General features: G+C 55.0%; 24 protein-coding genes and 1 pseudogene. 10 read left to right on the top strand and 15 right to left on the bottom strand.

From position 1 onward, the window contains the following. The first annotated feature begins 193 nt into the window (after nucleotides 1–193). Together pth and ychF are read left to right on the top strand one after the other, a co-directional pair. On the top strand, nucleotides 194–781 hold the full coding sequence (pth, locus tag K5Y30_RS00865) for an aminoacyl-tRNA hydrolase (RefSeq protein WP_008107639.1): 588 nt from the start codon (nucleotides 194–196) through the stop codon (nucleotides 779–781). A gap of 111 nt (nucleotides 782–892) precedes the next feature. After that, complete coding sequence (gene ychF, locus K5Y30_RS00860) at nucleotides 893–1,984, top strand: redox-regulated ATPase YchF (RefSeq protein WP_008107633.1); 1,092 nt, start codon at nucleotides 893–895, stop codon at nucleotides 1,982–1,984. Nucleotides 1,985–2,052: 68 nt separating this feature from the next. Here ychF and K5Y30_RS00855 read toward each other — a convergent pair whose 3' ends face one another. Then, the gene (locus tag K5Y30_RS00855; RefSeq protein WP_110866351.1) at nucleotides 2,053–3,288 is read right to left on the bottom strand and encodes an MFS transporter; all 1,236 of its coding nucleotides are present in this window, start codon (nucleotides 3,286–3,288) and stop codon (nucleotides 2,053–2,055) included. Between the two features lie 62 nt (nucleotides 3,289–3,350). Then, nucleotides 3,351–4,304 carry a sugar phosphate isomerase/epimerase gene (locus K5Y30_RS00850; protein ID WP_101764104.1) on the bottom strand — a complete coding sequence of 318 codons (954 nt, stop codon included), beginning with the start codon at nucleotides 4,302–4,304 and terminating at the stop codon, nucleotides 3,351–3,353. A gap of 323 nt (nucleotides 4,305–4,627) precedes the next feature. Between K5Y30_RS00850 and K5Y30_RS00845 the strand changes: the two genes are divergently transcribed. Continuing rightward, nucleotides 4,628–5,509 carry an SIS domain-containing protein gene (locus K5Y30_RS00845; protein ID WP_137385979.1) on the top strand — a complete coding sequence of 294 codons (882 nt, stop codon included), beginning with the start codon at nucleotides 4,628–4,630 and terminating at the stop codon, nucleotides 5,507–5,509. A gap of 11 nt (nucleotides 5,510–5,520) precedes the next feature. Then, nucleotides 5,521–6,453: a ribokinase gene (locus tag K5Y30_RS00840; protein WP_222210890.1), complete on the top strand. Its 933-nt coding sequence runs from the start codon at nucleotides 5,521–5,523 to the stop codon at nucleotides 6,451–6,453. A gap of 76 nt (nucleotides 6,454–6,529) precedes the next feature. Here the strand turns inward: K5Y30_RS00840 and K5Y30_RS00835 are convergent, their stop codons facing one another. From K5Y30_RS00835 to K5Y30_RS00825, 3 genes are read right to left on the bottom strand one after another with little or no spacing between them, the layout of a single operon-like run. Further along, nucleotides 6,530–7,510, bottom strand: coding sequence for a LacI family DNA-binding transcriptional regulator (locus K5Y30_RS00835; protein ID WP_222182639.1), 981 nt, complete (start codon nucleotides 7,508–7,510; stop codon nucleotides 6,530–6,532). A 57-nt stretch (nucleotides 7,511–7,567) separates the two neighbouring features. Beyond that, the gene (locus K5Y30_RS00830) at nucleotides 7,568–8,641 is read right to left on the bottom strand and encodes a sugar phosphate isomerase/epimerase (protein ID WP_222210287.1); all 1,074 of its coding nucleotides are present in this window, start codon (nucleotides 8,639–8,641) and stop codon (nucleotides 7,568–7,570) included. Between the two features lie 16 nt (nucleotides 8,642–8,657). Further along, nucleotides 8,658–9,896 (bottom strand): MFS transporter, encoded by a 1,239-nt coding sequence (locus tag K5Y30_RS00825; RefSeq protein WP_222210286.1) that lies wholly within the window; start codon nucleotides 9,894–9,896, stop codon nucleotides 8,658–8,660. Between the two features lie 215 nt (nucleotides 9,897–10,111). Between K5Y30_RS00825 and K5Y30_RS00820 the strand changes: the two genes are divergently transcribed. After that, the gene (locus tag K5Y30_RS00820) at nucleotides 10,112–10,498 is read left to right on the top strand and encodes a cupin domain-containing protein (protein WP_222210888.1); all 387 of its coding nucleotides are present in this window, start codon (nucleotides 10,112–10,114) and stop codon (nucleotides 10,496–10,498) included. Here K5Y30_RS00820 and K5Y30_RS00815 read toward each other — a convergent pair. Then, a complete protein-coding gene (locus tag K5Y30_RS00815; protein ID WP_222210285.1) occupies nucleotides 10,495–11,169 on the bottom strand; it encodes a GntR family transcriptional regulator in 675 nt (224 codons plus the stop codon). The two genes, K5Y30_RS00820 and K5Y30_RS00815, sit on opposite strands and share 4 nt — an antisense overlap. Nucleotides 11,170–11,284: 115 nt before the next feature. On the opposite strand from K5Y30_RS00815, the gene K5Y30_RS00810 reads away from it, so the two are divergent. From K5Y30_RS00810 to K5Y30_RS00795, 4 genes are read left to right on the top strand one after another with little or no spacing between them, the layout of a single operon-like run. After that, a complete protein-coding gene (locus K5Y30_RS00810; protein ID WP_222182645.1) occupies nucleotides 11,285–11,965 on the top strand; it encodes a DUF2848 domain-containing protein in 681 nt (226 codons plus the stop codon). Between the two features lie 8 nt (nucleotides 11,966–11,973). After that, complete coding sequence (locus K5Y30_RS00805; protein WP_222210284.1) at nucleotides 11,974–13,317, top strand: amidase; 1,344 nt, start codon at nucleotides 11,974–11,976, stop codon at nucleotides 13,315–13,317. Nucleotides 13,318–13,319: 2 nt separating this feature from the next. Continuing rightward, entirely contained in the window at nucleotides 13,320–13,955 is a 636-nt protein-coding gene (locus tag K5Y30_RS00800; protein WP_222182649.1) for a DUF4286 family protein, read from the top strand. Further along, nucleotides 13,948–15,261, top strand: a complete 1,314-nt coding sequence (locus K5Y30_RS00795) for an MFS transporter (protein ID WP_222210283.1) — start codon at nucleotides 13,948–13,950, stop codon at nucleotides 15,259–15,261. The genes K5Y30_RS00800 and K5Y30_RS00795 overlap by 8 nt, the downstream gene beginning before the upstream one ends. A 74-nt stretch (nucleotides 15,262–15,335) precedes the next feature. Here K5Y30_RS00795 and K5Y30_RS00790 read toward each other — a convergent pair whose 3' ends face one another. Further along, nucleotides 15,336–15,539 (bottom strand): hypothetical protein, encoded by a 204-nt coding sequence (locus tag K5Y30_RS00790; protein WP_101764092.1) that lies wholly within the window; start codon nucleotides 15,537–15,539, stop codon nucleotides 15,336–15,338. A gap of 61 nt (nucleotides 15,540–15,600) precedes the next feature. Next, nucleotides 15,601–16,218: a TetR/AcrR family transcriptional regulator gene (locus K5Y30_RS00785; RefSeq protein WP_370634167.1), complete on the bottom strand. Its 618-nt coding sequence runs from the start codon at nucleotides 16,216–16,218 to the stop codon at nucleotides 15,601–15,603. Between the two features lie 308 nt (nucleotides 16,219–16,526). Here K5Y30_RS00785 and K5Y30_RS00780 point away from each other — a divergent pair, with 308 nt between their 5' ends. Further along, the gene (locus K5Y30_RS00780; RefSeq protein ID WP_007892931.1) at nucleotides 16,527–16,736 is read left to right on the top strand and encodes a CsbD family protein; all 210 of its coding nucleotides are present in this window, start codon (nucleotides 16,527–16,529) and stop codon (nucleotides 16,734–16,736) included. Between the two features lie 43 nt (nucleotides 16,737–16,779). Here K5Y30_RS00780 and K5Y30_RS00775 read toward each other — a convergent pair whose 3' ends face one another. The 7 genes and pseudogenes from K5Y30_RS00775 to K5Y30_RS00745 form a co-directional block, all read right to left on the bottom strand. Continuing rightward, nucleotides 16,780–17,052, bottom strand: a complete 273-nt coding sequence (locus tag K5Y30_RS00775; protein WP_222182655.1) for a hypothetical protein — start codon at nucleotides 17,050–17,052, stop codon at nucleotides 16,780–16,782. A 169-nt stretch (nucleotides 17,053–17,221) separates the two neighbouring features. After that, nucleotides 17,222–18,211 carry an aldo/keto reductase gene (locus tag K5Y30_RS00770; RefSeq protein WP_222182656.1) on the bottom strand — a complete coding sequence of 330 codons (990 nt, stop codon included), beginning with the start codon at nucleotides 18,209–18,211 and terminating at the stop codon, nucleotides 17,222–17,224. 31 nt (nucleotides 18,212–18,242) lie between these two features. Further along, a complete protein-coding gene (locus K5Y30_RS00765) occupies nucleotides 18,243–19,061 on the bottom strand; it encodes an aldo/keto reductase (RefSeq protein WP_222182658.1) in 819 nt (272 codons plus the stop codon). Between the two features lie 117 nt (nucleotides 19,062–19,178). Next, nucleotides 19,179–19,943 (bottom strand): carboxymuconolactone decarboxylase family protein, encoded by a 765-nt coding sequence (locus K5Y30_RS00760; RefSeq protein ID WP_222210282.1) that lies wholly within the window; start codon nucleotides 19,941–19,943, stop codon nucleotides 19,179–19,181. Continuing rightward, nucleotides 19,921–20,040: pseudogene (locus K5Y30_RS00755) on the bottom strand (cupin domain-containing protein); the annotation flags it as partial. The pseudogene K5Y30_RS00755 and the gene K5Y30_RS00760, both read right to left, overlap by 23 nt. 69 nt (nucleotides 20,041–20,109) lie before the next feature. Further along, nucleotides 20,110–21,321, bottom strand: a complete 1,212-nt coding sequence (locus K5Y30_RS00750) for a multidrug effflux MFS transporter (RefSeq protein ID WP_222210281.1) — start codon at nucleotides 21,319–21,321, stop codon at nucleotides 20,110–20,112. Nucleotides 21,322–21,846: 525 nt separating this feature from the next. Next, nucleotides 21,847–23,229, bottom strand: coding sequence for an NtaA/DmoA family FMN-dependent monooxygenase (locus tag K5Y30_RS00745; RefSeq protein WP_222210280.1), 1,383 nt, complete (start codon nucleotides 23,227–23,229; stop codon nucleotides 21,847–21,849). Nucleotides 23,230–23,244 lie beyond the last annotated feature (15 nt).

Below are 23,244 nucleotides of genomic sequence, written 5' to 3'. Positions count from 1 at the left end.
ATACCTGCCGCTTAAGTTGCGTACAGGATCACATATCCTTCACAACCTTTGACAAATCTTTACCGCCAGCGCCTTGATTTCGATAGAAAATGATTAGTCACGTAGAGACATTATCTGTGGCGCGCGGCCTTTGTCATCCGTGCCACCAGGCAGTAAACTATCGCCCTTTCCGCAGCAAGACAGGATAAACATCGTGAGCAGCATTAAACTGATTGTGGGGCTGGCCAATCCCGGCGCTGAATACGCCGCAACCCGCCATAACGCTGGCGCCTGGTATGTCGATTTACTGGCGAGCCGCAACAATCAGTCCTTAAAAGACGAGCCAAAGTTTTATGGCTACACCGCGCGCCTGTCGCTGGCGGGAGAAGATGTGCGCCTGCTGGTGCCCACCACTTTTATGAATCTCAGCGGCAAAGCGGTGGCGGCGATGGCGACTTTTTATCGCATTGCGCCAGAAGAGATTTTGGTAGCGCACGATGAGTTGGATTTACCGCCGGGCGTGGCGAAATTCAAGCAAGGTGGCGGCCACGGCGGCCATAACGGCCTGAAAGACATCATCAGCAAGCTGGGCAACAACAATAATTTTCACCGTTTACGCGTGGGTATTGGTCATCCTGGCGACCGCAATAAAGTGACCGGTTTCGTGCTGGGTAAGCCGCCAGCCAGCGAACAAAAGCTGATTGATGATGCCGTAGACGAAGCGGTGCGCTGCACCGAACTGTGGCTGAAAGAAGATAAGATTAAGGCGATGAACCGCCTGCATGCGTTCAAGGCGGGCTAAGGCCAATTCCCGAGCCGCAGAAGGCAATTCTGTGTATAATGCGCGAAATTTTTTGAATCTGTCGGCGCTATTGAACAGCGCTGCGCACTCAGTGAGAAAGGTAATCAGACCATGGGATTTAAATGCGGTATTGTGGGCCTGCCGAACGTCGGTAAATCCACCCTGTTCAACGCGCTGACTAAAGCGGGTATCGAAGCAGCCAACTTTCCGTTCTGCACCATCGAGCCAAACACCGGTGTGGTACCAATGCCCGATCTGCGCCTCGATCAGCTGAGCGAGATTGTTAAGCCACAGCGCGTCGTACCCACCACCATGGAATTCGTCGATATCGCCGGTCTGGTGAAAGGCGCGTCCAAAGGTGAAGGCCTGGGCAACCAGTTCCTGACCAACATCCGTGAAACCGAAGCCATCGGTCACGTGGTGCGCTGCTTTGAAAACGACAACATCATCCACGTTGCGGGTAAAGTTAACCCGGCGGAAGATATTGACGTGATCAACACCGAGCTGGCGCTGTCGGATCTCGACACCTGCGAACGTGCGATTCAGCGTTGCCAGAAGAAAGCCAAAGGCGGCGACAAAGATGCGAAAGCCGAGCTGGCTGCGCTGGAGAAGTGCCTGCCACATCTGTCAGAAGCGGGCATGCTGCGCGCACTGAATCTGGATGCTGACGAGAAAGCGGCCATCCGCTACCTCAGCTTCCTGACGCTGAAGCCAACCATGTACATCGCTAACGTCAACGAAGACGGTTTCGAAAACAATCCGTACCTCGATCAGGTGCGTGCGATTGCCGAAGCCGAAGGTTCGGTGGTGGTGCCAGTGTGTGCTGCCGTTGAGTCTGATATCGCTGAGCTGGAAGATGACGAACGCGACGAGTTCATGGCTGAACTGGGTCTGGAAGAGCCGGGCCTGAACCGCGTGATCCGCGCCGGTTATGCGCTGCTCAACCTGCAAACCTACTTCACCGCAGGCGTGAAAGAAGTGCGTGCATGGACCATTCCTGTCGGCGCCACCGCGCCACAGGCGGCGGGTAAAATCCATACCGACTTCGAGAAAGGCTTTATCCGCGCTCAGACCATCGCGTTTGAAGATTTCGTTGCGTTTAAAGGCGAACAAGGCGCGAAAGAAGCCGGTAAAATGCGCTCAGAAGGTAAAGAGTACATTGTAAAAGATGGCGATGTGATGAACTTCTTGTTCAACGTCTAATCTCTTAATCGCAATAAAAAGCCCAGTTAATTAACTGGGCTTTTTTTATAACCAAAATCTCACGTCTTTCAGGCCGCTTTGTCCGTCATCGCCACTCGCGCATCCAGCTCTTCAGGCGTTTTCAGGAATGGCGTCAACACCCCGCTCAGAACATAAAGCCCGGCATAAATTCCCAGCACCCCGCCCGCACCCAGCGATGAGTAGAACAGCGCGGTGATGGCAGGTGCGATAAATGCCCCGAGACCTGCGCCCAGATTCAGCACCGACATGGCCGCGCCTTTGCTGTCCGGGGCCAGCAACGGGAACAGCGCCGACAGCGGCACATAACCGGCCATGGTAATACCGCACAGGCACAGCACCAATGCCATCACATAGAAGTTATGGCCCAGCAGCTGCGGCACGGCCCAGACCAAAATCAGCACCGCGGCATAGCCAAAGCCACCGACCCACATGATAGTGGTTCGCCAGCCAAACTTATCGCCAAAGAAGCCAAAGAACAGATTGGCGAAAATCGCCACCAGGAACACCGCCGACCACATATGCAGCCATTCGGTTTTACTGTAGCCGAAACTGATCAGATAGAGCGGCAGGAAGGTCGCCAGGCCATATTGGGCGATGCCGTTTACCGATTTCACCACCAATCCCATCGCAATCACCGGACGCTGCAGAATGGTGATGCCTTTAATTAACTCCGCCGCGCTGAAAGGATGAATTTCAGATGCCGGTACCACGTCGCGGTTCACCCAAATGCCTAACACGGAGCCGACGACCACAAATACCATGCCGACCCACAGCACATGAATTTCGCCCATCACCGGCAATGCCAGCGAGGAGAAGAACGGACCGATGACGCTCAAACCCAGCGAGAAGGTAAACCAGAACCAACCCACTGCGGTAGAACGGCGCTCCACCGGCGTGCTGTAGTTAATCCAGATGAGAAACGAGTAGGCAAACAGTGGATAACCGATGCCGCGAATGGCATAAAACGGCAGCATCCAGGCCATGTGCATGGTCTTGAGGCCAACGCCGATAAACCCGATACTGCCGATAACAAAGGTGATCAACCCATACAGCATCACTTTGCGCGGGCCGAGGGTTTGCACCAGTACGCCGGTCACCCAGGCCGCCAGCGTCACCGTGACACCGTATGCGGTGATCAGATAAGAGGCTTGCGCGACAGACAGCCCTTTATCCACCAGCCAGATGGCAATCCACGCTTGTTCTACACCATCGCCGATCATGAATATCGCGAGGCCGATATAGCCCCAAAGCAAGTTTTTAGGCAAACCTATTTTGTCGAACATAGTTTCCCCCGTGTCAGACACTGACTGGTGGTAGTTAATAGAGGTAAGTTTTGATTTTGTTTTTATTCAGCGATGATTTTCATCAGCATGCCCTGCACTTTCAGCGCATCCTGGCTTTTAATCAGCTGATCGATTTCATCAATGCTCAGGCGATCAATAAAGCTGGAGAGCGCTTTATACATGCGAATGTTTTGCGCGCATTCGGCAACCGGATCTTCACGGCTTGGGAAGGTATCGAAATAGATCAGGCCGCTGAAGTTAACGCGTTTTGCGTAATAGATGTATTCCAGCGTCTGCATCAGGTGCACGGAACCCAGCATCAATCCATCATCAAAATGACCATAACCATCATTCAGGTGGAAGCCCACCAGACGGTTTTTGCGTGCCGACTGGAACAGTGAGAAAGCGGGATTCTCTTTCTTCATGATCATGTGACAGAAATCGAGGGTAATACCGAGATTGTCGGAGCCTACATCATCAATCAGCATCAGCGTTGAAGAGACATCACCAATAAAGGAGAAGGTGCGCGGTTCATACGGCTTATATTCAAAACTGAATTGCATATCCGCGTGTGCCTGGGTCACGGTCTGTAATGCGCTGACCAGCCACTCATAGGCGCGGAAATAATCCTGCTGGAACGGATAATCGTAGCCATCGTAGCCAAACCACAGCGTGACGGTATTACCGCCAAGGTATTTGCACATCTCTGCGGCTTCAAGGGTAATTTCAATCGCTTTTTTTCGCAGTGCGGCATCCGGATTGGTGAATTCACCCTCGATGAACTCTTTGTTATAACGCAGTGCGATGCCGCCCACCTGCAAATTGTTATCGGCGATGGTCTGTTTAATCAGCGCTTTATCCTGACCAATAAAGTGTTCCGGATAATTCAGCTCAATATGCGTCAAGCCCGCAACGCTACCCATACGCGTAATAAGATCGCAAGTATCCATATTGTTCTTCGCCGCAAACAGATCGGCTCTGGAGCGAAATGAATTTATACGTGATGAGAATTTCATTTTTTAAATTACCTTTAATGGGATTTCCATGTTCTTATAAATGAGAATATTCATCAGGTAAATGCGATCAGCTAAATACTACCGCTAATAAAATAAACGGTAGATTTATAATAGTAAAAATTTTACTGCGAGTAAAATCATTGCAATACAATAAGTTAAATAGCTATTTTACTGTTAATGAAATAACAATCGCAATAACGATGCTTTTATTTTACTGTCAGTAAAATGCATCAGTAAAACGTTTTACAGCGTGTGATCCAGTTAACACTTTTCCCCTAACTGCCATGCTAGCTTAGCGGCAACGTTTTTAATGAGCGCGCAAAATGCATAATCGACTTAAAGGCAATGAGATATTTCTGCTGGCTCGCACCCTTGCGCCTGAGCTGGGAAAAAAGGAACGTTCAATTGCACGTTTTATTGACGACAATCCGCAGTCTTTATCTAAAATGTGCATCACTGATATTGCGAATTATCTGAATGTTAGCGTCTCGAGCATTACTAAAGTATCGAAGAAACTCGGTTTTACCGGTTTTCACGATCTGAAAATCAATATTGCCCGGCAAGTCAGCACGCAGGAAGATATCATCGATATTCCGGTAATCCCCGATTCAGAAAAATATGTCGAGCAGGTGATTGAAAGCACCTTTTTAAATTCGGTGCTGGCACTGCAGGATTCCCTGAGCGTGATTAATAGTGCCGTGATAAAAGCAGTGGCGTATCTGTTTATTAATAAACCAGAAAGCGCACGCATAGTTATTGCCGGGTGCGGTGGCTCAGGTTCTATCTGTGATGACTTCAATCATAAGCTGCTGAAGATCGGCATCTTCTCGTCGGTGTTTAGTGACAGCCACAAGCAGCTGATGACCGCCTCATTGATGCAACCCGGCGATATCCTGCTGGCGATTTCTCACTCCGGCCAAACCACGGACATTATTCAGATGGTAAAAGCGGCGAATGAGAACGGCGCAGAAACCATCTGCCTGACCAATTATCCCAACAGCCCACTGAGTTTAATTGCCCGGCACTCGATTATCTCGTCGGTTAAAAACAATCCAATTACCGGAGAGAACGCCACCACGCGCATTGTGCATCTGAATATTCTGGATGCCATCTTTACCCTTATAGCCAGCAAGACCAGCGAAAAAAGTCAGACCAGTTTACACAACACCAGAAATGCGGTTGCGTCCAAGCGCACCGCCAATTAAGGGCCGAAATGATGAAACATAATATTGTTGTTATTGGCAGTCTTAACTACGACATTCTTGTCCAGCAGGATCGCCTGCCGGAAATTGGGGAGACGTTTACCGGCAACGAATTAATGTTGATGCCGGGCGGTAAAGGGGCAAACCAGGCGGTTCAGTGCGCCAAGCTGGGACTGAACGTCAATATGGTGGGCTGCGTGGGCAATGATATTTATGGTTCTGAGCTAATAAAATCACTGAACGAAAATGGCGTATCGGTGGATAACATTAGCCAGCGCGGAAAAACCTCCGGCATTGGCATCGTGCAGATTCTGGAATCCGGCGATTACTGCAGCACCATTATTAAGGGCGCAAACTACCTGATAACCGAATCTGATATTCACGATGGGTTATTCAGTGATCGGCCACTGTTAATCCTGCAGTCGGAAATTCCCGATCGTGTGGTTGAACGTGCCATCAGCGTGGCACGCCGCCATGAATGCAAGATTTTGCTGAACAACGCGCCAGCACGCGAAATCTCTCCGCAGGCGCTGAGTCAGGTCGATTTACTGGTGGTGAATGAGACCGAAGCCAGCTTTATGAGCAATACCGCTGTCACGTCGGTTAAGGAAGCGATGACCTGTGCGGCAGCGCTACAGCAGAAGGTGAATGGCCGGGTGATTATTACGCTGGGCGAGAAAGGCGCGGTGTTATCCGGTGATGCCGGTGCCAGACATTATCCCGCCGTGTTCTGTCCGGATGTGGTGGATACCACCGGCGCAGGGGATTCCTTTATTGGCGGCATCGCCTATTGCCTGGTGAACAACATCGATTTGGAAGAAGCGATTCCTTTCGCGGCTGAAATCAGTTCCTGCTCAATCCAGAAATATGGTGGTCAGAGTTCTTTCCCGATGCTGCCTGATGTGGCGCACGCGCTGACGCAAAATCGCCAGCGCCTGTTTGGTTGAAAAATACGGACCTGAAGCTCTGAACGGCACCTTTACAACATCAGACCATATACTTCGCAGCCTTCGTAAACGCCGATTAAGTACTGGCGCGCACCACAAAGTGCCAGTCCATCATAATGCGTTGAGCCGGCGAATCAGGTTGATCGATCTTATTCAGCAGCAAGGTAAACGCCTTGCGCCCCATATCGCGCGACGGCTGCGCCAGCGTGCTCAGCGGCGGCGTGACCATTTCGGCGAGGTCGGATCCATCAAACCCCGTCACCGCTATATCCTGCGGCACGCGCAGCCCGGCGGCATGAATGGCTGACAGCGCGCCCGCCGCTAAGGTATCCGACACGGCAAACACGGCATCTGGACGCTCGGGCGCTCTCAGCAAGGCTTCCATCGCCTGTTTACCGGCATTAAAACTCAGCTCGGTGGCGTACGTGATGGCCTGCCAGCTGCGTGCTTCATGGATAAGTTGCTGCTGATAACCCGCCTGCCGCAGCTGCGCATATTTATAGCTGAGATCGTGGTTGATTAAGGCAATACGCTGTCGTCCCCTGCCCGCCAGAAACGCCACGACGTGCTTTGATGCCTGCACATCATCAATGCCCACGCAGGAGACATCACCGGCATCGGCGTATTCCGCGCATTGCACCCACGGCGTTTCGCCAATCAGCTGCGCCAGTTCTGGCAACTTACTGAACGCATCCATGGTGATAATGCCATCCACCATTTTCCCGGCCAGCAATTGCAAACTGGAGCGGGAGCGCTCGATGTCTGAGCCAGAATTGCACAACAGAATGCGATAACTGTTTTTCTCCGCCTGCTCCTCAATGCCTTTTACCAACTCGGCACAAAAGGGATTGGAGATATCCGACACCATCACGAGAATCATTGAGCTACGTGCAGTTCGCAACTGACGCGCTAATAAATTTGGCTGGTAATTACTCGCTTTAATAGCGTGCAGGACTTTCTCACGATTCAGCGCTTTTACCGTATCGCTGTTATTCAGTACCCGTGAAACTGTTGCCACAGAAACGCCCGCTAAGCGGGCGATTTTTTGGATGGACATGCTTGCAACTCTTGCTTACTCAGATACTACGGAGGCTAGCATAATTTCGCGCCCGCCTTAATCATGCGACTTTGCCGCATTTAACCCTAACTGGGCGCGGATGCTGGCCGCCTGCTGCGGTTGTGCGGCAAAGTCATCAAATGCCCGCTCGGCCACCGGAATGATGTGGCGACGGATGAAGTCGGCGCCCTCGCGCGCGCCGGTTTCCGCCTCTTTCAGGCAACACTCCCACTCCAGCACCGCCCAACCAGCATAATCGTATTGCGCCAGCTTGCTGAAAATGGCCGGGAAATCGATCTGTCCGTCACCGGGTGAGCGGAAGCGACCAGCACGATCTATCCAGCGCTGATAACCGCCATACACGCCGCTGCGTCCGTTCGGCAGATATTCGGCATCTTTAACGTGAAACGCCTTAATGCGCTGATGGTAGATATCGATGAACTGCAGATAATCGATATGCTGCAAATGCAAGTGGCTGGGATCGAACAAGATGTTGCAGCGCGGGTGATTGTTCACCAACGCCAGGAAGCGTTCAAACGTCACGCCATCGTGAAGATCTTCACCGGGATGGATCTCGTAGCAGACATCAATGCCGTAGCGGTCAAACTCGTCCAGCACCGGCAGCCAGCGCCGCGCCAGCTCTGAGAAAGCTTCACTCAATAGCTGAGGATTGTGTGGCGGCCACGGATAGAGATATGGCCAGGCCAGCGAACCGGAGAACGTCGCGTGGGCCTGCAATCCAAGGTTGGCTGACGCGGCCGCTGCCAGCTTCACCGCCTGAATCGCCCACGCGGTGCGCTTTTCTTTGTCGCCGTGCAAGGCGGCGGGTGCAAAGCCGTCGAAGGCGCGATCGTGCGCCGGATGGACGGCAATCAGCTGGCCCTCCAGGTGCGTCGATAATTCACTGATCTGCAAGCCGTAGTTGGCCAGCAAACCCGTCACTTCATCGCAATAGGTTTGACTGGTTGCGGCGCGCGGCAGATCAAAAATTAGCGGGTGATTACAAGGCATCTGTAGCGCCTTATAACCGAGCGCAGAGGCCCATTGCGCCAACCCTGCCAGCGAATTAAACGGTTGCTGTTGCCCAATAAACTGCGCGAGAAAAATTCCCGGTCCTTTTAACGTTTTCACTTACATCTCCCGTCAATCAAACCGCTTCATCCCGGTATTTAAAGGTGAAGAGGAAAAGAACGGCGATCACCGCTGCGGCAATTGCGGGGATCCACCAGAATGTTGCCCAGTTTTGCGCCGTGCCCTGTCCGGCAATCAGGCGGTTATACAGCGCGCCCGAGATCTGCGAGCCCAGCAGCATGCCAATACCGTAGGTGAACATCACCACCATGCTCTGCGCCTGCCCTTTCACTTTCTCGCCGGCGATGCGGTCGGTGTAAATAAAGCCCACCACAAAAAAGAAGTCGTAACAGACACCGTGCAGCAGAATGCCCATGTAGATCAGTGCGCGGCTTTCATCGTTCATGCCCATGGCAAACAGCGCGTAGCGCACAAACCACGCCACCATGCCGACCAGCAACATGTATTTGACGCCAAGGCGGCGAAACAGCAGCGGGATCACCAGCATAAAGAAGATTTCCGACATCTGACCAAATGACATCGCGGTACTGACGTTACTCACGCCCGCATCCGCCAGCCAGGACGCGGTGTAGGCGTAATAGGTGCCGAGCGGGATGGAGATCAAGGTGGCGCAGAGAGCAAAGACGAAGAAGTGACGGATTTTCAGCAGCGCAAAGGCATCCGCACAGAACAGATCGCGCACTTTTAGCGGCATGCCTTTCGCCGGTGCAGGCGTATGCGGCAGCGTGAGACTGTAAATCGCCAATGCCACCGAGCAGATCGCGGCCAGGGTGAAAATCGCGGTACTGGAGGCGATGCCGGTAACACCAATAAAGATGCCCGCCACAATCCAGCCAATGGTGCCGAACACCCGCACCACCGGAAAACTTTTGTCACTGCTGGCCAGGCTGTGAAAGGCAATGTTGTTAGAGAGCGCCAGCGTCGGCATAAAACACAGCGTATAGCCAAACAGCAAGCCAATCAGCAGCGCGCCGTTTTCGGCCACCAGCGCGCCCGGGACAAACCATAAAATCACCGCGCCCGCCAGGTTCATCACCGCCATGACTTTCTGTGAAGGGAAGAAGCGGTCAACCAACATGCCCAGCACAAAGGGCGACAGTATTGAGGCGATCGGCCCTGCTGAGAAAGCATCACCAATCAGCAATGACATGTTGTGCTGCGTCATCACCAGCCCGAGCGTTACGGACCAGCTTCCCCAAATGAAAAACTGCATGAACATCATCAATGACAAGCGGGGAATCAGCAGACGCTGCTGCCTCACCGCGATCTTAGAACCTGTCGTTGCCGAAAACATGCTGACCTCGCGCCAAAAGAAATCGATTACATTCCACTGAGAGAAACAAAGTAATCGATTACTTTAAGCGGTTCCTGGTGCCCGATCACAATTCTTTTACAAGTGATCCGAGCATCACCGATGCGGCTTAGGCTGACAGTGATTGCACGCGCAGCCTTGCTGATTTGCACTATCCTGTGCGGGAGAGATTGTTAATGACGATTCAGGGGAATGAGATGAGCGCCGATAACGAACATGAAAACAGTGCAGAAACGCTACTGCAAAGCGGGCAAGCCTGGAATGGCCAGCATATTGAACACTATCCAGCCGGTAAGCCCGAGATCACGGTGATGAAGATGACCATTCCTGCACATTCCGAGCTGCCGTGGCATACGCATCCGATGCCGAATACCGCGTATATTTTATCGGGATCGCTGACTATCGAAGACAAAGCCAACGGCGAGACTAAAACGTTTAACGCTGGCGAAGCCTTTAATGAATCCATCGACATTGCCCATCGTGGTTTCACCACGGATCAGCGTGCCGAGCTGATTATTTTCTACGCCGGGGTTGAGGGCATGGAACTCTCTATTCCGCTGCCGGGTGAAGAAGCCGAGTATTAATTATTCAGCAGCGCCTGTTTAAACGAATAGATATGCACCCGCGCCGCCTCTTCCGCCTGCTCGGCATTTCCCTGCTCCAGCGCCGCAATGATCGCTTCGTGTTCGGCGATCACTTCGTTCATGTGCGCAGCGCTGGAAAGCGTGGTGGCCCAGAAGCGCTGCGCCTGCGCGTGGATAATGCTGAGAATATCGGCCAGCCGACCGTTGGCGGCGATGTCCGCCAGTACCTGATGAAATTCGCGGTCAAGCAGCATCATCTGTTCGCGATCGCGTGAGGCGCTGGCATTGGCAATGCGCTGATTCATCTCCCGCAGATAGATGATCTGCGCCGCATTGACCCGCTGCGAAGCCAGCCGCAAGCAAAGCGCCTCATTCACCAGACGCACCTCAATTAACTCCAGCGCATCATCAATTGACAGCGGCGCCACCATCACGCCCTTGCGCGGGATAATCTGCAACAGCCCTTCCGTCTCCAGTCGATGCACCGCCTGATTCACCGGCGTTCTGCCCATCTCAAGATCATCCATCACCTGCGCGATATTGAGATAGTCGCCCGGTTTGTAGCGCAGCGTGATCAGCCGGTGCTTGAACGCCAGATAGGCGCGCTCGTTAAGCGAAATGCTTTTCGGGGTCGTCGGCGAGCTCACATTTTCAGCCATCACATTACTCATCACACAAATCCTTATTAGGTAACTGAGACATATTACACAAAAACCTGGCATGAAAATGGCTAGATTGAAATCACAGTGAAATTTCACACGCATTTCTCACCTGGAGATCGATCCCATGCAATTACGGTTTACGACAGATTACGCCGATGCGGCAGTACTGGATGTTGAGGTTAATCAACTTGTTATCGCGGGCTGGGTAGGACGCGATCAGGAAGCGGTGCTGCACCATATCAGGGAGCTGGAAGCGCTGGGCGTGCCCGCTCCTGGTGCAGTGCCGCTGTTTTACCGCGTCGCCACCAATCAATTAAGTCAGGAAACGCAGCTGGAAGTGGTCGGCGATCAGACGTCCGGTGAAGCTGAACCCTTTGTGTTTTTCCATCGCGGCGAATATTGGGTGTCGCTGATTTCCGATCATACCGATCGCCATCTGGAAACTTTCAGCGTGGCGCTATCGAAACAGGCGTGCATCAAACCGGTGGCCGGTCACGCGTGGCGCATGGCGGACGTTAAAGCGCACTGGGATCAGCTCGAGCTTCGTGCATGGATCAACGTCAACGGTGACTGGGTAACTTATCAGCAAGGCGCCCTCTCCTCGCTGCTGACGCCGCTCGATCTGTTAAGCCGCTACTTTGCTACAGGCCAGGTTGAGGAAGGTTTCGCCATGTCGTGCGGCACGCTCAGCGCCATCGGCGGGATTCGTCCTGCCAGTGAGTTCCGCATGGCGCTGCACGATCCGGTGCTCAACCGCACGCTGGAACACACCTACATCACTGGCTCGCTGCCGGTTATCGCCTGAGGTTCCCTATGACAACGTTATGGCAAGCGAGCCAGCAGCTGCTCGCCGGGCAAATCAGCCCTGAAACCCTGACGCAGGATGCGCTGCGTGCGATCGCGTCGGAAGGCGGTGAAGGCAAACGCGTGTTCACCAACGTTTATGCTGCGGATGCGCAGCAGCAGGCCGCGCAAGCCGGTGCGCGCTGGCAGCAGCAACAGCCACGCAGCGCGATTGATGGTCTGCCCATCAGCATCAAAGATCTGTTTGATGTCGCCGGAGAAGTCACTACCGCCGGTTCCCGCTTGCTCAGCAACACCAGCCCAGCCACGGCGAACGCCAGCATGGTGGATCGGCTGCAGCTGGCCGGTGCCGCCATCGTTGGCAAAACCAATATGAGCGAGTTCGCCTTCACCGGCCTCGGCGTCAATCCGCATTACGGCACACCCGCCAATCCGTGGCAGCGCGCGCAGCAGCGCATTCCGGGCGGTTCCTCTTCCGGTGCAGCGGTGGCGGTGAGCGACGGCATGTGTCTGGCGGCGGTTGGCACCGATACCGGCGGTTCGGTGCGCATTCCGGCGGCGCTGTGCGGCTTAACCGGCTTCAAACCGAGCGCCAGCCGCATCGATCAACGCGGAACGCTGCCGCTGGCGGCATCGCTCGACAGCATCGGTGTGATCGCTCACGACGTGCGCAGCTGCTGGTTGCTCGATAGCGTGATTGCCGATCGACCGCTCACGCTGGATGAACGCACTCTATCGGACGCGCATTTCGTTATCCCGCAGACGCGCGTGCTGGCTGGCCTTGACGAACACGTCAGCGCCGCCTGGCTGCATGCGCTTGATGTGCTGTGCGCGCAGGGCGTGAAAATCACCGAGCTGCCGCTGCCAGAGCTGGCAGAACTGGACTCCATTAACGCACGTGGAGGCATTACCGCGTGGGAAGCCTGGCAATGGCATCAGCATTACGCCCAATCCCAGCCAGAAGCCTACGATCCGCAGGTTCTGACGCGCATTAATCGCGGCAGCTTACTGAACGAAGAGGATGCCGCCGAACTTTACCAACTGCGCGCCGACTGGAAACAACGCGTCGAGCAGGCGGTTGCGCCCTTCGACGGCATCCTGATGCCGACGGTGCCGTTGATCGCGCCGACGCTGACTGAGCTCGACGATCCCGCGCGCTACATGCAGGTCAACCTGCTGATGCTGCGCAACACCAGCGTGATCAACATGCTGGATGGCTGTTCGATTTCTCTGCCTTGTCATCAGCCCGGCGCTGCGCCGGTTGGCCTGATGCTCTCTTCCCCCCATGGCAACGATGCTGCATTACTCAGCTGGGCTGCCGCGATTGAAACCACCCTGAAACGGAGTAGCTGATCATGACTCAACCCCACGGCATGCTGTTTGTCGCCACCAATATCGATGCTGCAGATGAAGCGGATTTCAACCAATGGTACGACCACGAACACGTTGAAGAGCGCGTGGCCATCAGCGGCTTTCTTAGCGGCACGCGTTATCAGGCGGTGGATGCCGAACGCAAATACCTCGGCCTGTATGAAACCGTATCGCTGGAAGCCTTTACCAGCGCCGATTATCACGCCGCCTTCACGCGCCAGACCGAATGGTCGGTGAAGAACCTCAGCAAAATGGTCAATCCGATGCGCCGCGTCTGCGCCATATCGCATCAGCATGGACAAGGCACCGGTAGCCATCTGGCGGTGCTGACCTTAAAAGCGGGTACAGATGTTGCATCGCTGGGCAGCTGGCAAAGCAGCGTGCAGCAAACGCCCGGCTATATCGCCTCACGTTTGCTGACGCCTGACACCACGCTGAGCTCGCCGCTGCCACGGGAAACCAGCGCAACGCGACCAATGCATCCGATGCTGCTGCTGACCTGCCGCGACGCCCAGGTGTGTAAAACCCTCGCCGCCGATGCCGCGCAGGCACTCAACGCGGACGTACAGCTCTACTCCCTCAGCTGGCAGTTAACCCAACAGGAGATGGCTCATGGCTAATACCGATTCAACGTTGCCGCACGCGTCAGGCGCGCGCGCCAGCCACAGCAAAACCGGTCGCCTCGCGGCGGCCAGCTCCATCGGCACCGCGCTGGAGTGGTATGACTTCACGGTCTACAACATCATGGCGGCGCTGGTGTTTAACCACGTCTTTTTCCCCAGCTTCGATCCGCTGGTCGGTACCATTCTGGCGTTCTCCACCTATGCGGTCGGCTACATTTCCCGTCCGGTGGGCGGCTTTATCTTTGGTCATCTCGGCGATGTCGCCGGGCGTAAAGCAGTATTGATCACCACCCTGGTGATTATGGGCGTCACCACCGCGCTGATGGGCCTGCTGCCGGGCTATGCGGCGTGGGGCATCTGGAGTCCAGTGCTGTTGGTGGCCTTGCGCTTTATTCAGGGCATTGCATTAGGCGGCGAATGGGCCGGAGCGGTGTTGCTGTCGATGGAGCATGGCGATGCCGACAAGCGTGGCCGTAACGCCTCGTTTGCGCAGGTGGGTCCCTCGTGCGGTACCTTGATTGGTACCGGATTTATCACGCTGGTAACGGTTGCGTTGAGCGGCGAGCAGTTTCAGGAGTGGGGATGGCGCATTCCGTTCCTGCTGAGTCTGCTGCTGGTGATGTTTGGCTTATGGCTGCGTCGCGGCGTAGAAGAGACGCCAACCTTTGTCGCGATGCAGCAGGCGGAGAAAACCACGCATACGCCACTGAAAGAGGTGTTTGTTCGCTATCCGCGTGAGCTACTGATCGCTGGCGGTTCACGTATCGGCTCCGACGTGTTGTATGCGTTGGTGGTGGTGTTCACCCTCACCTACGTCACCACCGTGCTGCAACTGCCGCGTCCGCTGGCGTTAATGGCCACTATGCTCGGCGCAATTGGCAATGCGATTACGGTGCCGATGTTTGGTGCGCTCTCCGACAAGCTCGGCCGTCGTCCGGTCTACATTGCCGGTGCGCTGCTGGCAATCGTTTGGTCGTTTGTGTTCTTTGTGCTGCTGGATAGCTCACAGCCGGTGCTGATTGTGCTGGCGGTCATTGGCGGCTTGCTGATTCATGCGGTGATGTACGGACCGCAGGCGGCGTTTGTCACCGAGCAGTTCCCCAGCCACGTGCGCTACGCCGGATCGTCACTGGCTTACACGCTGGCAGGAATCATTGGCGGTGGCTTTGCGCCCCTGATCATCACGACCTTGTATAAAGAGATGGGCAGCACGCTGTGGGTATCGCTGTATGTCAGCCTGGCGTTGCTGATCACGCTGTTTGCGCTGTGGAAGGCGAAAGAGACCGCGCATCGCCCGCTTTAATCAGACAGGTGTTTGGCGAGGGATTGCCAGACTTCAGCAGAGGAGAACAACAAGGCGCGGCACGCGCGACCCTATTAGTGCAGTTTTTTCGCCAGGATACGAATGGCTTTCTCGCAGGCGACTTTGGTTTTGCTGTCGGTGGAGCGCAAACTTAGGCGATACAACGCGCCTATGAGTTCCTGAACGGTAAGCGCTTCATCAGGACGCAGGATACGTGTCACTACCCTGCCCACCAATGCGCGAATCTCTTCCGTAATATCTGAATCTTCGTCTTTCACTTGCCCTCCGTCTTTACGCTTCGCTTATTTAGGAAGTATCCGACTCCTAATTAGACAAATTTTAGTCCAGCAGCTTCATAACTAACTTGATGGTCTCTGGTTCATCTTTTACATCGGTGATCTTGCCCACAACGCGCATGCCAAAGGCGATGCAGAGGATCAATCCCGCGGCGGTGTCCACATCCAGATTGGGCGTGACCGAGCCATCTTCCTGGCCCATTTTGAGCAGCGAGGCGAGGAAGTTTTTATTGCGGATGACCGCTTCACTCACCAGCTGCGAAAGATCGTCATCCAGCACCTGCAGCTCCACCGCGCTGCCCACCACTAAACAGCCGGTACGACCTTCCACCGCCCGCGCGGAATCGAGGTAAAATTGCAGCAGCTCGCCGAGCTTCTCGCGGCCGCTGGTGAACTGTGCCAGACGCTGGCGCAGATCGGCATTGCGCACCGAAAGGTAGCGTTCAAACACCAGCAGAAACAGGCTGCGCTTATCTTTGAAAGCCTTATAAATGCTGCCCGCCGTCAGCCCCATCGCCTCGCCCAAATCGTTCAGTGACGCGGCATGAAAACCCTTTTGACGAAAAACAATCATGGCTTTGTCCAGAGCCTGTTCGATATCGAACTCTCTTGGGCGGCCACGCTCTCTGTTTTTCGTGTCAGTGGTTGGCGTTTTGCTCATGGCGGATGGCATTGGGTAATGCAGGTTTCCAAAAGTTGACGGAAATGTCTTATCGGCGGTTACTATATCGCAACCCGGCATTGTCTGTATAGACGGGCAAACATAATGCCTTATAGAGCAAAGAGTTAGAGAATCACTTTTTGCTATTAACGGCTTTTTTCTCCACGCTGGCTCACACATTCGCAAATTTATGAGTCAGCTCACAGCTCAGGCAAGCAAAGCGCAAATCCTGTGCCAGGATTAATTCACCCGCTGGCATCAGGCCAGCGAAGGGCAGCACACAGTCACCACGAAATAGGGAGATCAACATGAACGAAGATCGTATTAGCGGCAACTGGAAGCAGTTCAAAGGGAAAGTGAAGGAAAAATGGGGCGACCTGACCGATGATGACATGACCGTGGTTGAAGGAAAACGCGATCAGCTGGTCGGCAAAATCCAGGAACGTTACGGTTATGAAAAAGACCGTGCGGAGAAAGAAGTTAAAGAGTGGGAAGATTCGAATAAGTACCGCTGGTAACGCCGCGCCGTTATGCCGGACAACTTTGTCCGGCATGCAGCTATCAGTGCTGCGTTGAGTCATCCGCCGCGACGTTTTTCGCCCTAAAGCTCATCACGTTCTTTTCAGATTGCTCAGCGTTATCGATGCTGCTTTTCACCACACTTAAAGCCAGTCTGGCGATCCGCACCTCTTCCGCCGTCACACCCGCATGTATCATCTTCTCTAATTGCGCGAGCAGCGTGGTACGCGAAACCGGCGCATCCTGGTTAAATAATTCCATCACCGCATCACCAATCGCGATGTCGCATAACTGTTTGTCATTACTGTTTTTCATGGGCTCTCTGTAATCGTCTCAACCAACCCTGGCCGGGGGATCCTGACGTGGCTGAGCATACCCACTGAGAAAAAAACGTCAAATACAAAAAAATGTCGATGCAATCGAAAATGCTTCGACATGCAACGCTTGCGACAGCTGAACATCGCGCCGCAAGCGTTAGCCTGGCTTAACCGCCGACCCGCGCCTGCAGCGCCGCAGGATAACGTTCACCCATCACTTTGATGGTCTCCAGCGCCTGATTGAGCTTTTGCAACTCTGCCGCGGAAAGCGCAATTTCCGCCGCGCCAAGGTTCTCCTCCAGACGATGCAGTTTGGTGGTGCCCGGAATCGGTACAATCCACGGCTCCTGCGCCAGCAGCCAGGCGAGCGCGATCTGGGCGGAGGTCACGCCTTTTTCCGCCGCCAGCTGTGCCACCAGCGTCACCAGTTTTTCGTTAGCTGCCAGCGCCTCGGCGGCAAAGCGTGGCACTTTGCTACGGAAATCATCTTCACCGAAGGTCGCTCCCGATTTAATCGCGCCGGTTAAGAAGCCTTTGCCTAACGGGCTGAAAGGCACAAAACCGATGCCCAGCTCTTTTAACAGCGGCAAGATTTCCTGTTCCGGCTCGCGCCACCACATAGAATATTCACTTTGCAGCGCGGTGACCGGCAGCACCGCATGGGCGCGACGAATGGTATTCGCGCCCGCTTCTGACAGACCAAAGTGTTTAACTTTGCCTTCACTAATCAGATCTTTTACCGTGCCAGCCACATCCTCAATCGGCACGTCGGGATCAACACGATGCTGATACAGCAGATCAATCACGTCGGTTTTCAGGCGACGCAGTGAACCTTCAACGGCTTCACGAATATGCTCCGGTCGGCTATTGAGGATCTGCTGCTTATTATCAGCGCCAAAGGTGAAGCCAAATTTGGTGGCGATAACCACCTCGTCGCGATACGGCTGTAATGCTTCGCCAACCACTTCTTCATTCAGGTACGGCCCATAGACTTCGGCGGTATCGAAAAATGTTACGCCGCGCTCAACGGCCGCCCGGATAAGCTTGATGGCCTGCTGAGTATCCGTTGCCGGACCGTAGCCATGACTTAGCCCCATGCAGCCGAGGCCAAGCGCTGAAACTTCCAGTGCGGAATTTCCCAGATAACGTTTTTGCATCTCTCTGTTCCTCAGGTTGCGTCGGTGATGATTACACGTCGAGTTTACGGCCTGTCAGCCACTCCACCATCGCGGGATCGCGGTGCGAGAAGAAGGCGCTGGTCGCGCTATCCAGCGCGGTAATTTGCTGCATTTCTGCCTCGCCGAGTTCAAAGTCCAGCACGTTGATGTTTTCTGCCATGCGATCTTTGCGCACCGATTTCGCCAGCGACACGATGCCGCGTTGGAAGATCCAGCGCAGAACCACCTGACCCACGCTCTTGCCGTATTTTTCGCCAATCTTCGTCAGCAGCGGATGCTGGAATAAACCGTTTCTGCCTTCCGCAAACGGCGCCCAGGCTTCAGGCTGAATGTTGCGGCTCTTCATCCACGGCACCGCGTGCAGCTGTTGGTTGAACGGATTGACTTCCACCTGATTGACCGCCGGAACAATCTTGTTGAACGCGATGAGATCCGCGAGGCGATCCGGCTGGAAGTTGCTGATGCCAATCGCTTTGATCTTGCCTGCCTGCTGCAACTCTTCCATCGCCCGCCACGCGCCGTGCACATCGCCGTATGGCTGGTGAATCAGATAGAGATCGACATAATCCATCTGCAGGCGATTGAGTGAGCGCTCAAACTGCGCCTTGGCACCTTGATAGTTGGTGTCCTGCAGCCACAATTTGGTAGTGACGAACAGCTCATCGCGCGCGATGCCACTCTGCTTGAGGGCATTGCCGACCTGAGTTTCGTTTTGGTAGGAGGCGGCGGTATCGATCAGACGATAGCCGGTTTCAATGGCGTCGGTTATCGCGCGCTCGCACTCGGCGGCATCGGTCATCTGAAACACACCAAAGCCCAGCAGAGGCATATCGAGGCCGTTGGTGCGTTATTTGTGCGGGCCCTGACACATCTGCTGCGTCACGGGCCTATAGCAGATGAGCCCTTTTCAAAACTCGCAATGAAGCTCCGGAGCTGGCCGGGCCCGCTACGATGCAGGCTGAAACGTTGCCTGCAGCGCTGCTTCCGCGCGATCCGCCGCCTGCGCTTCCCCGTTGGCACGCAACAGTTCCGCCAGCTGCTGCAACTGGCCGCGCGTGATGCCTACGCGCAAGCTGACGCGCGTATGTGACAGCAGCTGCGCCTCCACGCCCGGCGTGGCGGCCAATGCGCCCACTGTCGCCAGTTCGCGGCTTTGCCAGTCAAGGTTGTCACGGGCAAAAATATCGCCAAACAGGTGACTTTGCAGGAACTGATTGATCACCGGCGCGAAGTCGAAAAGTGGCCCTTGCACCGGCGCGCCGGAAATTTTGGTTTGGTTATCGGTGCCCAGCTGACGCAGCGCATCGCCCACCGGCACCGGCTGCAGCGGCTCTTTGCCCACTTCATCCTTGATGCCGCGCTGCTTGCGCGCTTCCGTGACTTTCATCAGCGCGCTCAGCGCGTTGAGACTGCGCGGGAAACCGGTGTAGGCATACAGCTGCACCAGAATTTCTTTGGCTTCGTTTACCGTTAATCCGGCGTTCAGTCCCTGATTAAGTGCGCCATCCAGTTTTTCCATGTTGCTGGTTGCCATAAACGCCGCCATCAGCGGAATGGCTTGTTGACGTGACGAGAGCGTATCGGACGGATTTGTTGACTGATTCATTGCAGGTGTCACTCCTTGTTGGGTTGCAGCATAGGTCGCCAGGTTTCCGGCGAACATCATGACGATGCCGACTGTGAGTGGCTTAATCGGCGCGATAGTGTTCATCAGTGACTTTCTCCATCCAGGTTACGCTTTTGCCATCCACCACGCCAGTCACCGCGAGGTGCGTCATCGCACTGTTGGCGCTGGCGCCATGCCAGTAGACCTACTGGGTGCCGCGTTATGTCGATGAAGCGATGAGCCAACTCGATCCGTTTTTCGACCAGAACATTTAAGCTTGCGACATAGCCTTGGCGGCGGTAATCGCCATCACCGCGCTCACCACAGTAAACAGCACGATAATCCAGCCCATGGTCCACGGCGTGCCGTCGCTTAACAGCGCCAGCAATAGCGACGAGATGATGCCGCTACCGTATTGCAGCGAGCCAATCAGCGCTGAAGCGGAACCCGCCATATTCGGCACCGCATCCATCGCCGCCGCCGTTGAAGTGGCCGCGATGATGCCGTTCATCGAGAAGAACACGAACACCGAGAGAATGATCATTACGATGCCGCCAAGCTGTAGTTTGGTGCAGAGCGCGAGGATCAGCGCCGCCACGGTGGCGGTTAGCACCGCAAACTTCAGCAGCGACTCAAGCGGATAACGATGCACTAAACGTCGGTTCACCATGCTCACCGCCATCAAACCGACCACGTTGACCGCAAACAGCCAGCCATAATGCTGCGCATCAATGCCGAAGTAAGTGATGTAGACAAAAGGCGAGCCGGTAATAAAGGCATACGCCGCAACGTAATACGACGCGACGCACAGGGTAAAACGCATGAAATGGCGATTTTTAAGCAGCGCGAAATAGTTGCGAAACGCGCCCGGCAGCGAGGCTTTCACCCGTTTTTCCGGCGGCAACGTTTCCGGCAACCAGCAGATCAGAATCAGCATCACGCCGCCTATGGCCGCCAGCAGCCAGAAGATGGCATGCCAGGATGTCACGCGGATCATCTGTCCGCCTAATAGCGGCCCGGCAATCGGCGCAATCGCCATAACCACAATCAGCGTCGAGAGCACCTGCGCGGCACGCGTGCGAGCAAACAGATCGCGAATCATGGCGCGCGCCAGCATCGGTCCGGTACAAGCGCCCAGCGCCTGGAACACGCGCCAGAACACGATGTGGGTAATGTCAGTGGAGAGCGCACAACCCGCTGAGCCAATCACAAACAGCGTCAGCCCAACAAACAGCGGCGCTTTGCGGCCAAAGTGGTCGCTTAGCGGCCCCCAAATCAGCTGGGCAATACAGAAGCCGATAAGAAAACCGGTGATGGTGAGTTCTGCATCGCCGTGCAGCTCGCGCGCCATGATCGGCATGGCGGGCAGATAGATATCCGTGGATAACGAGGTGATCGCCATCAACGCACTCAGAATGAGAATAAACGGCAAACCGCTCGACTTGACGGTAAAGGATGGCGGACGCGTTGAGGCGTGATCCATGTTGAATTCCAGAGAGATCGAATCCATACATGTTAGCGGAAGGAATTGTGAAGATAATGGTCTGAAATGGCATTGCGCCTATGAGGAAAATTCATTAATCAGAAGTCGCCCTGAATGTTGTAATGCTTGTGTGCTTAAAAAGCCTTTTGCTTTAATTCCGGTGCGGGCTCTGGCACATCTGCTACGTCATGGGCCGTCCTCGCGCCGCTAAAGCGGTGCCTTCTGCAAATGTGCCCTTTTCAACAACACGCACGAAAGCATCAAAGCAGGCCGGGGCCAGTTTTGGGGAGGCATTCCGCAGCGCTGAACGAAGCGAGGAAGCCAGGAGAGCCCGCAGGACGCGGGCGAAAGGCGGAGCCGGGACAAGGACGTCCCGTCCTCGCCGGTCCGTAAGGCAGACGAGCAAAGTGAAGGTACCGCGTAAGCGGCGCGAGGATCGCCGGCCCAAAAGTGGCCCCGGCCTGCGCACTCGCCGCTGGGTTAACTGCCAAGCATTACGCTATAAATGGTGCCCTGGTAATCGTGTTACTCACCTAGCGTCAACGTCCGTTGCGGATGCGACGCCGGCAGCTTGCTCTCCTTGCCGAAAATCTTCTCGCGCAGCGTGCCTGCCTTATACGCCGTTTGCGCCAGGCCGCGTTTTTGCAGCACCGGCACCACGTGTTCGACCCACTCATCCCACCAGCCCAGCGTGGTGACCGGCACCACATTAAAACCATCAACGCCGGCATCGGCAAACTGCTGCACCCGGTCGGCGATCTGCTCTGGCGTACCGGCGAAGCGGCCCGGCAGCAGCGCGTGCTGGATCAGGTATTCGCGCCACGTCAGCACGCGGCCTTGCCCATAATCAGCATCGACCGCGATACGGAATTTCGAGCGCATATGCTGGCTGAACTCCTCGCGGCGACTCAGTTCGGTCAGCGGCGTATCGGGATCGATATTCGCCAGGTCGATGCCCGAACCGCCACTGTAAAAGCCCTGCAATGCATTGATATCAATGTTGTCGAACAGATATTTTTGCTTACGCTTCGCCTCTTCCTCTGTCGATCCAATCACGGTGGAAAGCATCACCAGTTTCTTCAAATCCTCCGGCTGGCGACCAAAATCCACCACATCCTGATTGAGGATGGCGATATCTTTGCGCGCGGTGTCTGGCGTTTGCGATGGCAGGAACGTCACTTCGGCGTTGCGCGCGGCAAAGCGGCGTCCGGCGTCGGAATTGCCGGCCTGGAAGAACACCGGGCTGCGCTGCGGCGACGGCTCAACAATGTGCGGCCCTTCCACCCGATAGCGCTTACCGACGTGGTTGATTTTGTGGATCTTGTCGGCATCGAAAAAGCGGTTGGTGGCGGGATCGTGCAGCACTGCGCCCTCTTCCCACGACAGTTCCCACAGCTTATACGCCACATCGAGATACTCCTGCGCCCATTCATAGCGCTCGTCGTGCGGCACAATGTCCTGATAGCCGTAGTTGCGGAAACCGTTGGAGAGATACGAAGTGACGATATTCCAGCCGATGCGACCGCGGGTAAATTCATCCAGCGAGGAGATTTGGCGCGCAAACGAGAACGGATGGGTCTGAATCACGTTGCTGGTCACCACCAGACCGAGATTTTCAGTGGCTAAACCCAGCGCCGAAAGAATGGTGATTGGATCGGGCTCGGGGAACTGGGTGCCGGCGCGCATGGTGGTTTTACCGTCGCCATATTCGATGTCATACACGCCCACCACATCGGCGATGAACAAGGTATCAAACAACCCTTTCTCCAGCGTTTTCACCGTCTGCACATAGGCATCAAGCTGGTTGTAGTTGTACTGCACCTGACCTTCCGGCGTGCGCCAGTAACCGTGGCTGTGATGATTCGGTGTGAGATGCAAAAATCCGTTGTAAATCAGTTCGCGTGACATGTTCGCTCCAGTAGC

It is taken from the genome of Pantoea sp. DY-5, from assembly GCF_019795955.1.
GTDB lineage: Bacteria > Pseudomonadota > Gammaproteobacteria > Enterobacterales > Enterobacteriaceae > Pantoea > Pantoea leporis.
Note: the sequence above shows the minus strand (reverse complement) of the source record. Positions and strands in the feature narration are given on the sequence as shown.

Bases quoted from the DNA above. Each gene is read 5' to 3' on its own strand.
- ychF (WP_008107633.1), top strand. From the start codon at position 893: ATGGGATTTAAATGCGGTATTGTGGGCCTGCCGAACGTCGGTAAATCC.
- K5Y30_RS00855 (WP_110866351.1), bottom strand. From the start codon at position 3,288: ATGTTCGACAAAATAGGTTTGCCTAAAAACTTGCTTTGGGGCTATATC.
- K5Y30_RS00850 (WP_101764104.1), bottom strand. From the start codon at position 4,304: ATGAAATTCTCATCACGTATAAATTCATTTCGCTCCAGAGCCGATCTG.
- K5Y30_RS00845 (WP_137385979.1), top strand. From the start codon at position 4,628: ATGCATAATCGACTTAAAGGCAATGAGATATTTCTGCTGGCTCGCACC.
- K5Y30_RS00840 (WP_222210890.1), top strand. From the start codon at position 5,521: ATGAAACATAATATTGTTGTTATTGGCAGTCTTAACTACGACATTCTT.
- K5Y30_RS00835 (WP_222182639.1), bottom strand. From the start codon at position 7,510: ATGTCCATCCAAAAAATCGCCCGCTTAGCGGGCGTTTCTGTGGCAACA.
- K5Y30_RS00825 (WP_222210286.1), bottom strand. From the start codon at position 9,896: ATGTTTTCGGCAACGACAGGTTCTAAGATCGCGGTGAGGCAGCAGCGT.
- K5Y30_RS00820 (WP_222210888.1), top strand. From the start codon at position 10,112: ATGAGCGCCGATAACGAACATGAAAACAGTGCAGAAACGCTACTGCAA.
- K5Y30_RS00815 (WP_222210285.1), bottom strand. From the start codon at position 11,169: ATGAGTAATGTGATGGCTGAAAATGTGAGCTCGCCGACGACCCCGAAA.
- K5Y30_RS00810 (WP_222182645.1), top strand. From the start codon at position 11,285: ATGCAATTACGGTTTACGACAGATTACGCCGATGCGGCAGTACTGGAT.
- K5Y30_RS00805 (WP_222210284.1), top strand. From the start codon at position 11,974: ATGACAACGTTATGGCAAGCGAGCCAGCAGCTGCTCGCCGGGCAAATC.
- K5Y30_RS00800 (WP_222182649.1), top strand. From the start codon at position 13,320: ATGACTCAACCCCACGGCATGCTGTTTGTCGCCACCAATATCGATGCT.
- K5Y30_RS00795 (WP_222210283.1), top strand. From the start codon at position 13,948: ATGGCTAATACCGATTCAACGTTGCCGCACGCGTCAGGCGCGCGCGCC.
- K5Y30_RS00785 (WP_370634167.1), bottom strand. From the start codon at position 16,218: ATGAGCAAAACGCCAACCACTGACACGAAAAACAGAGAGCGTGGCCGC.
- K5Y30_RS00780 (WP_007892931.1), top strand. From the start codon at position 16,527: ATGAACGAAGATCGTATTAGCGGCAACTGGAAGCAGTTCAAAGGGAAA.
- K5Y30_RS00775 (WP_222182655.1), bottom strand. From the start codon at position 17,052: ATGAAAAACAGTAATGACAAACAGTTATGCGACATCGCGATTGGTGAT.
- K5Y30_RS00770 (WP_222182656.1), bottom strand. From the start codon at position 18,211: ATGCAAAAACGTTATCTGGGAAATTCCGCACTGGAAGTTTCAGCGCTT.
- K5Y30_RS00765 (WP_222182658.1), bottom strand. From the start codon at position 19,061: ATGCCTCTGCTGGGCTTTGGTGTGTTTCAGATGACCGATGCCGCCGAG.
- K5Y30_RS00760 (WP_222210282.1), bottom strand. From the start codon at position 19,943: ATGAACACTATCGCGCCGATTAAGCCACTCACAGTCGGCATCGTCATG.
- K5Y30_RS00750 (WP_222210281.1), bottom strand. From the start codon at position 21,321: ATGGATCACGCCTCAACGCGTCCGCCATCCTTTACCGTCAAGTCGAGC.
- K5Y30_RS00745 (WP_222210280.1), bottom strand. From the start codon at position 23,229: ATGTCACGCGAACTGATTTACAACGGATTTTTGCATCTCACACCGAAT.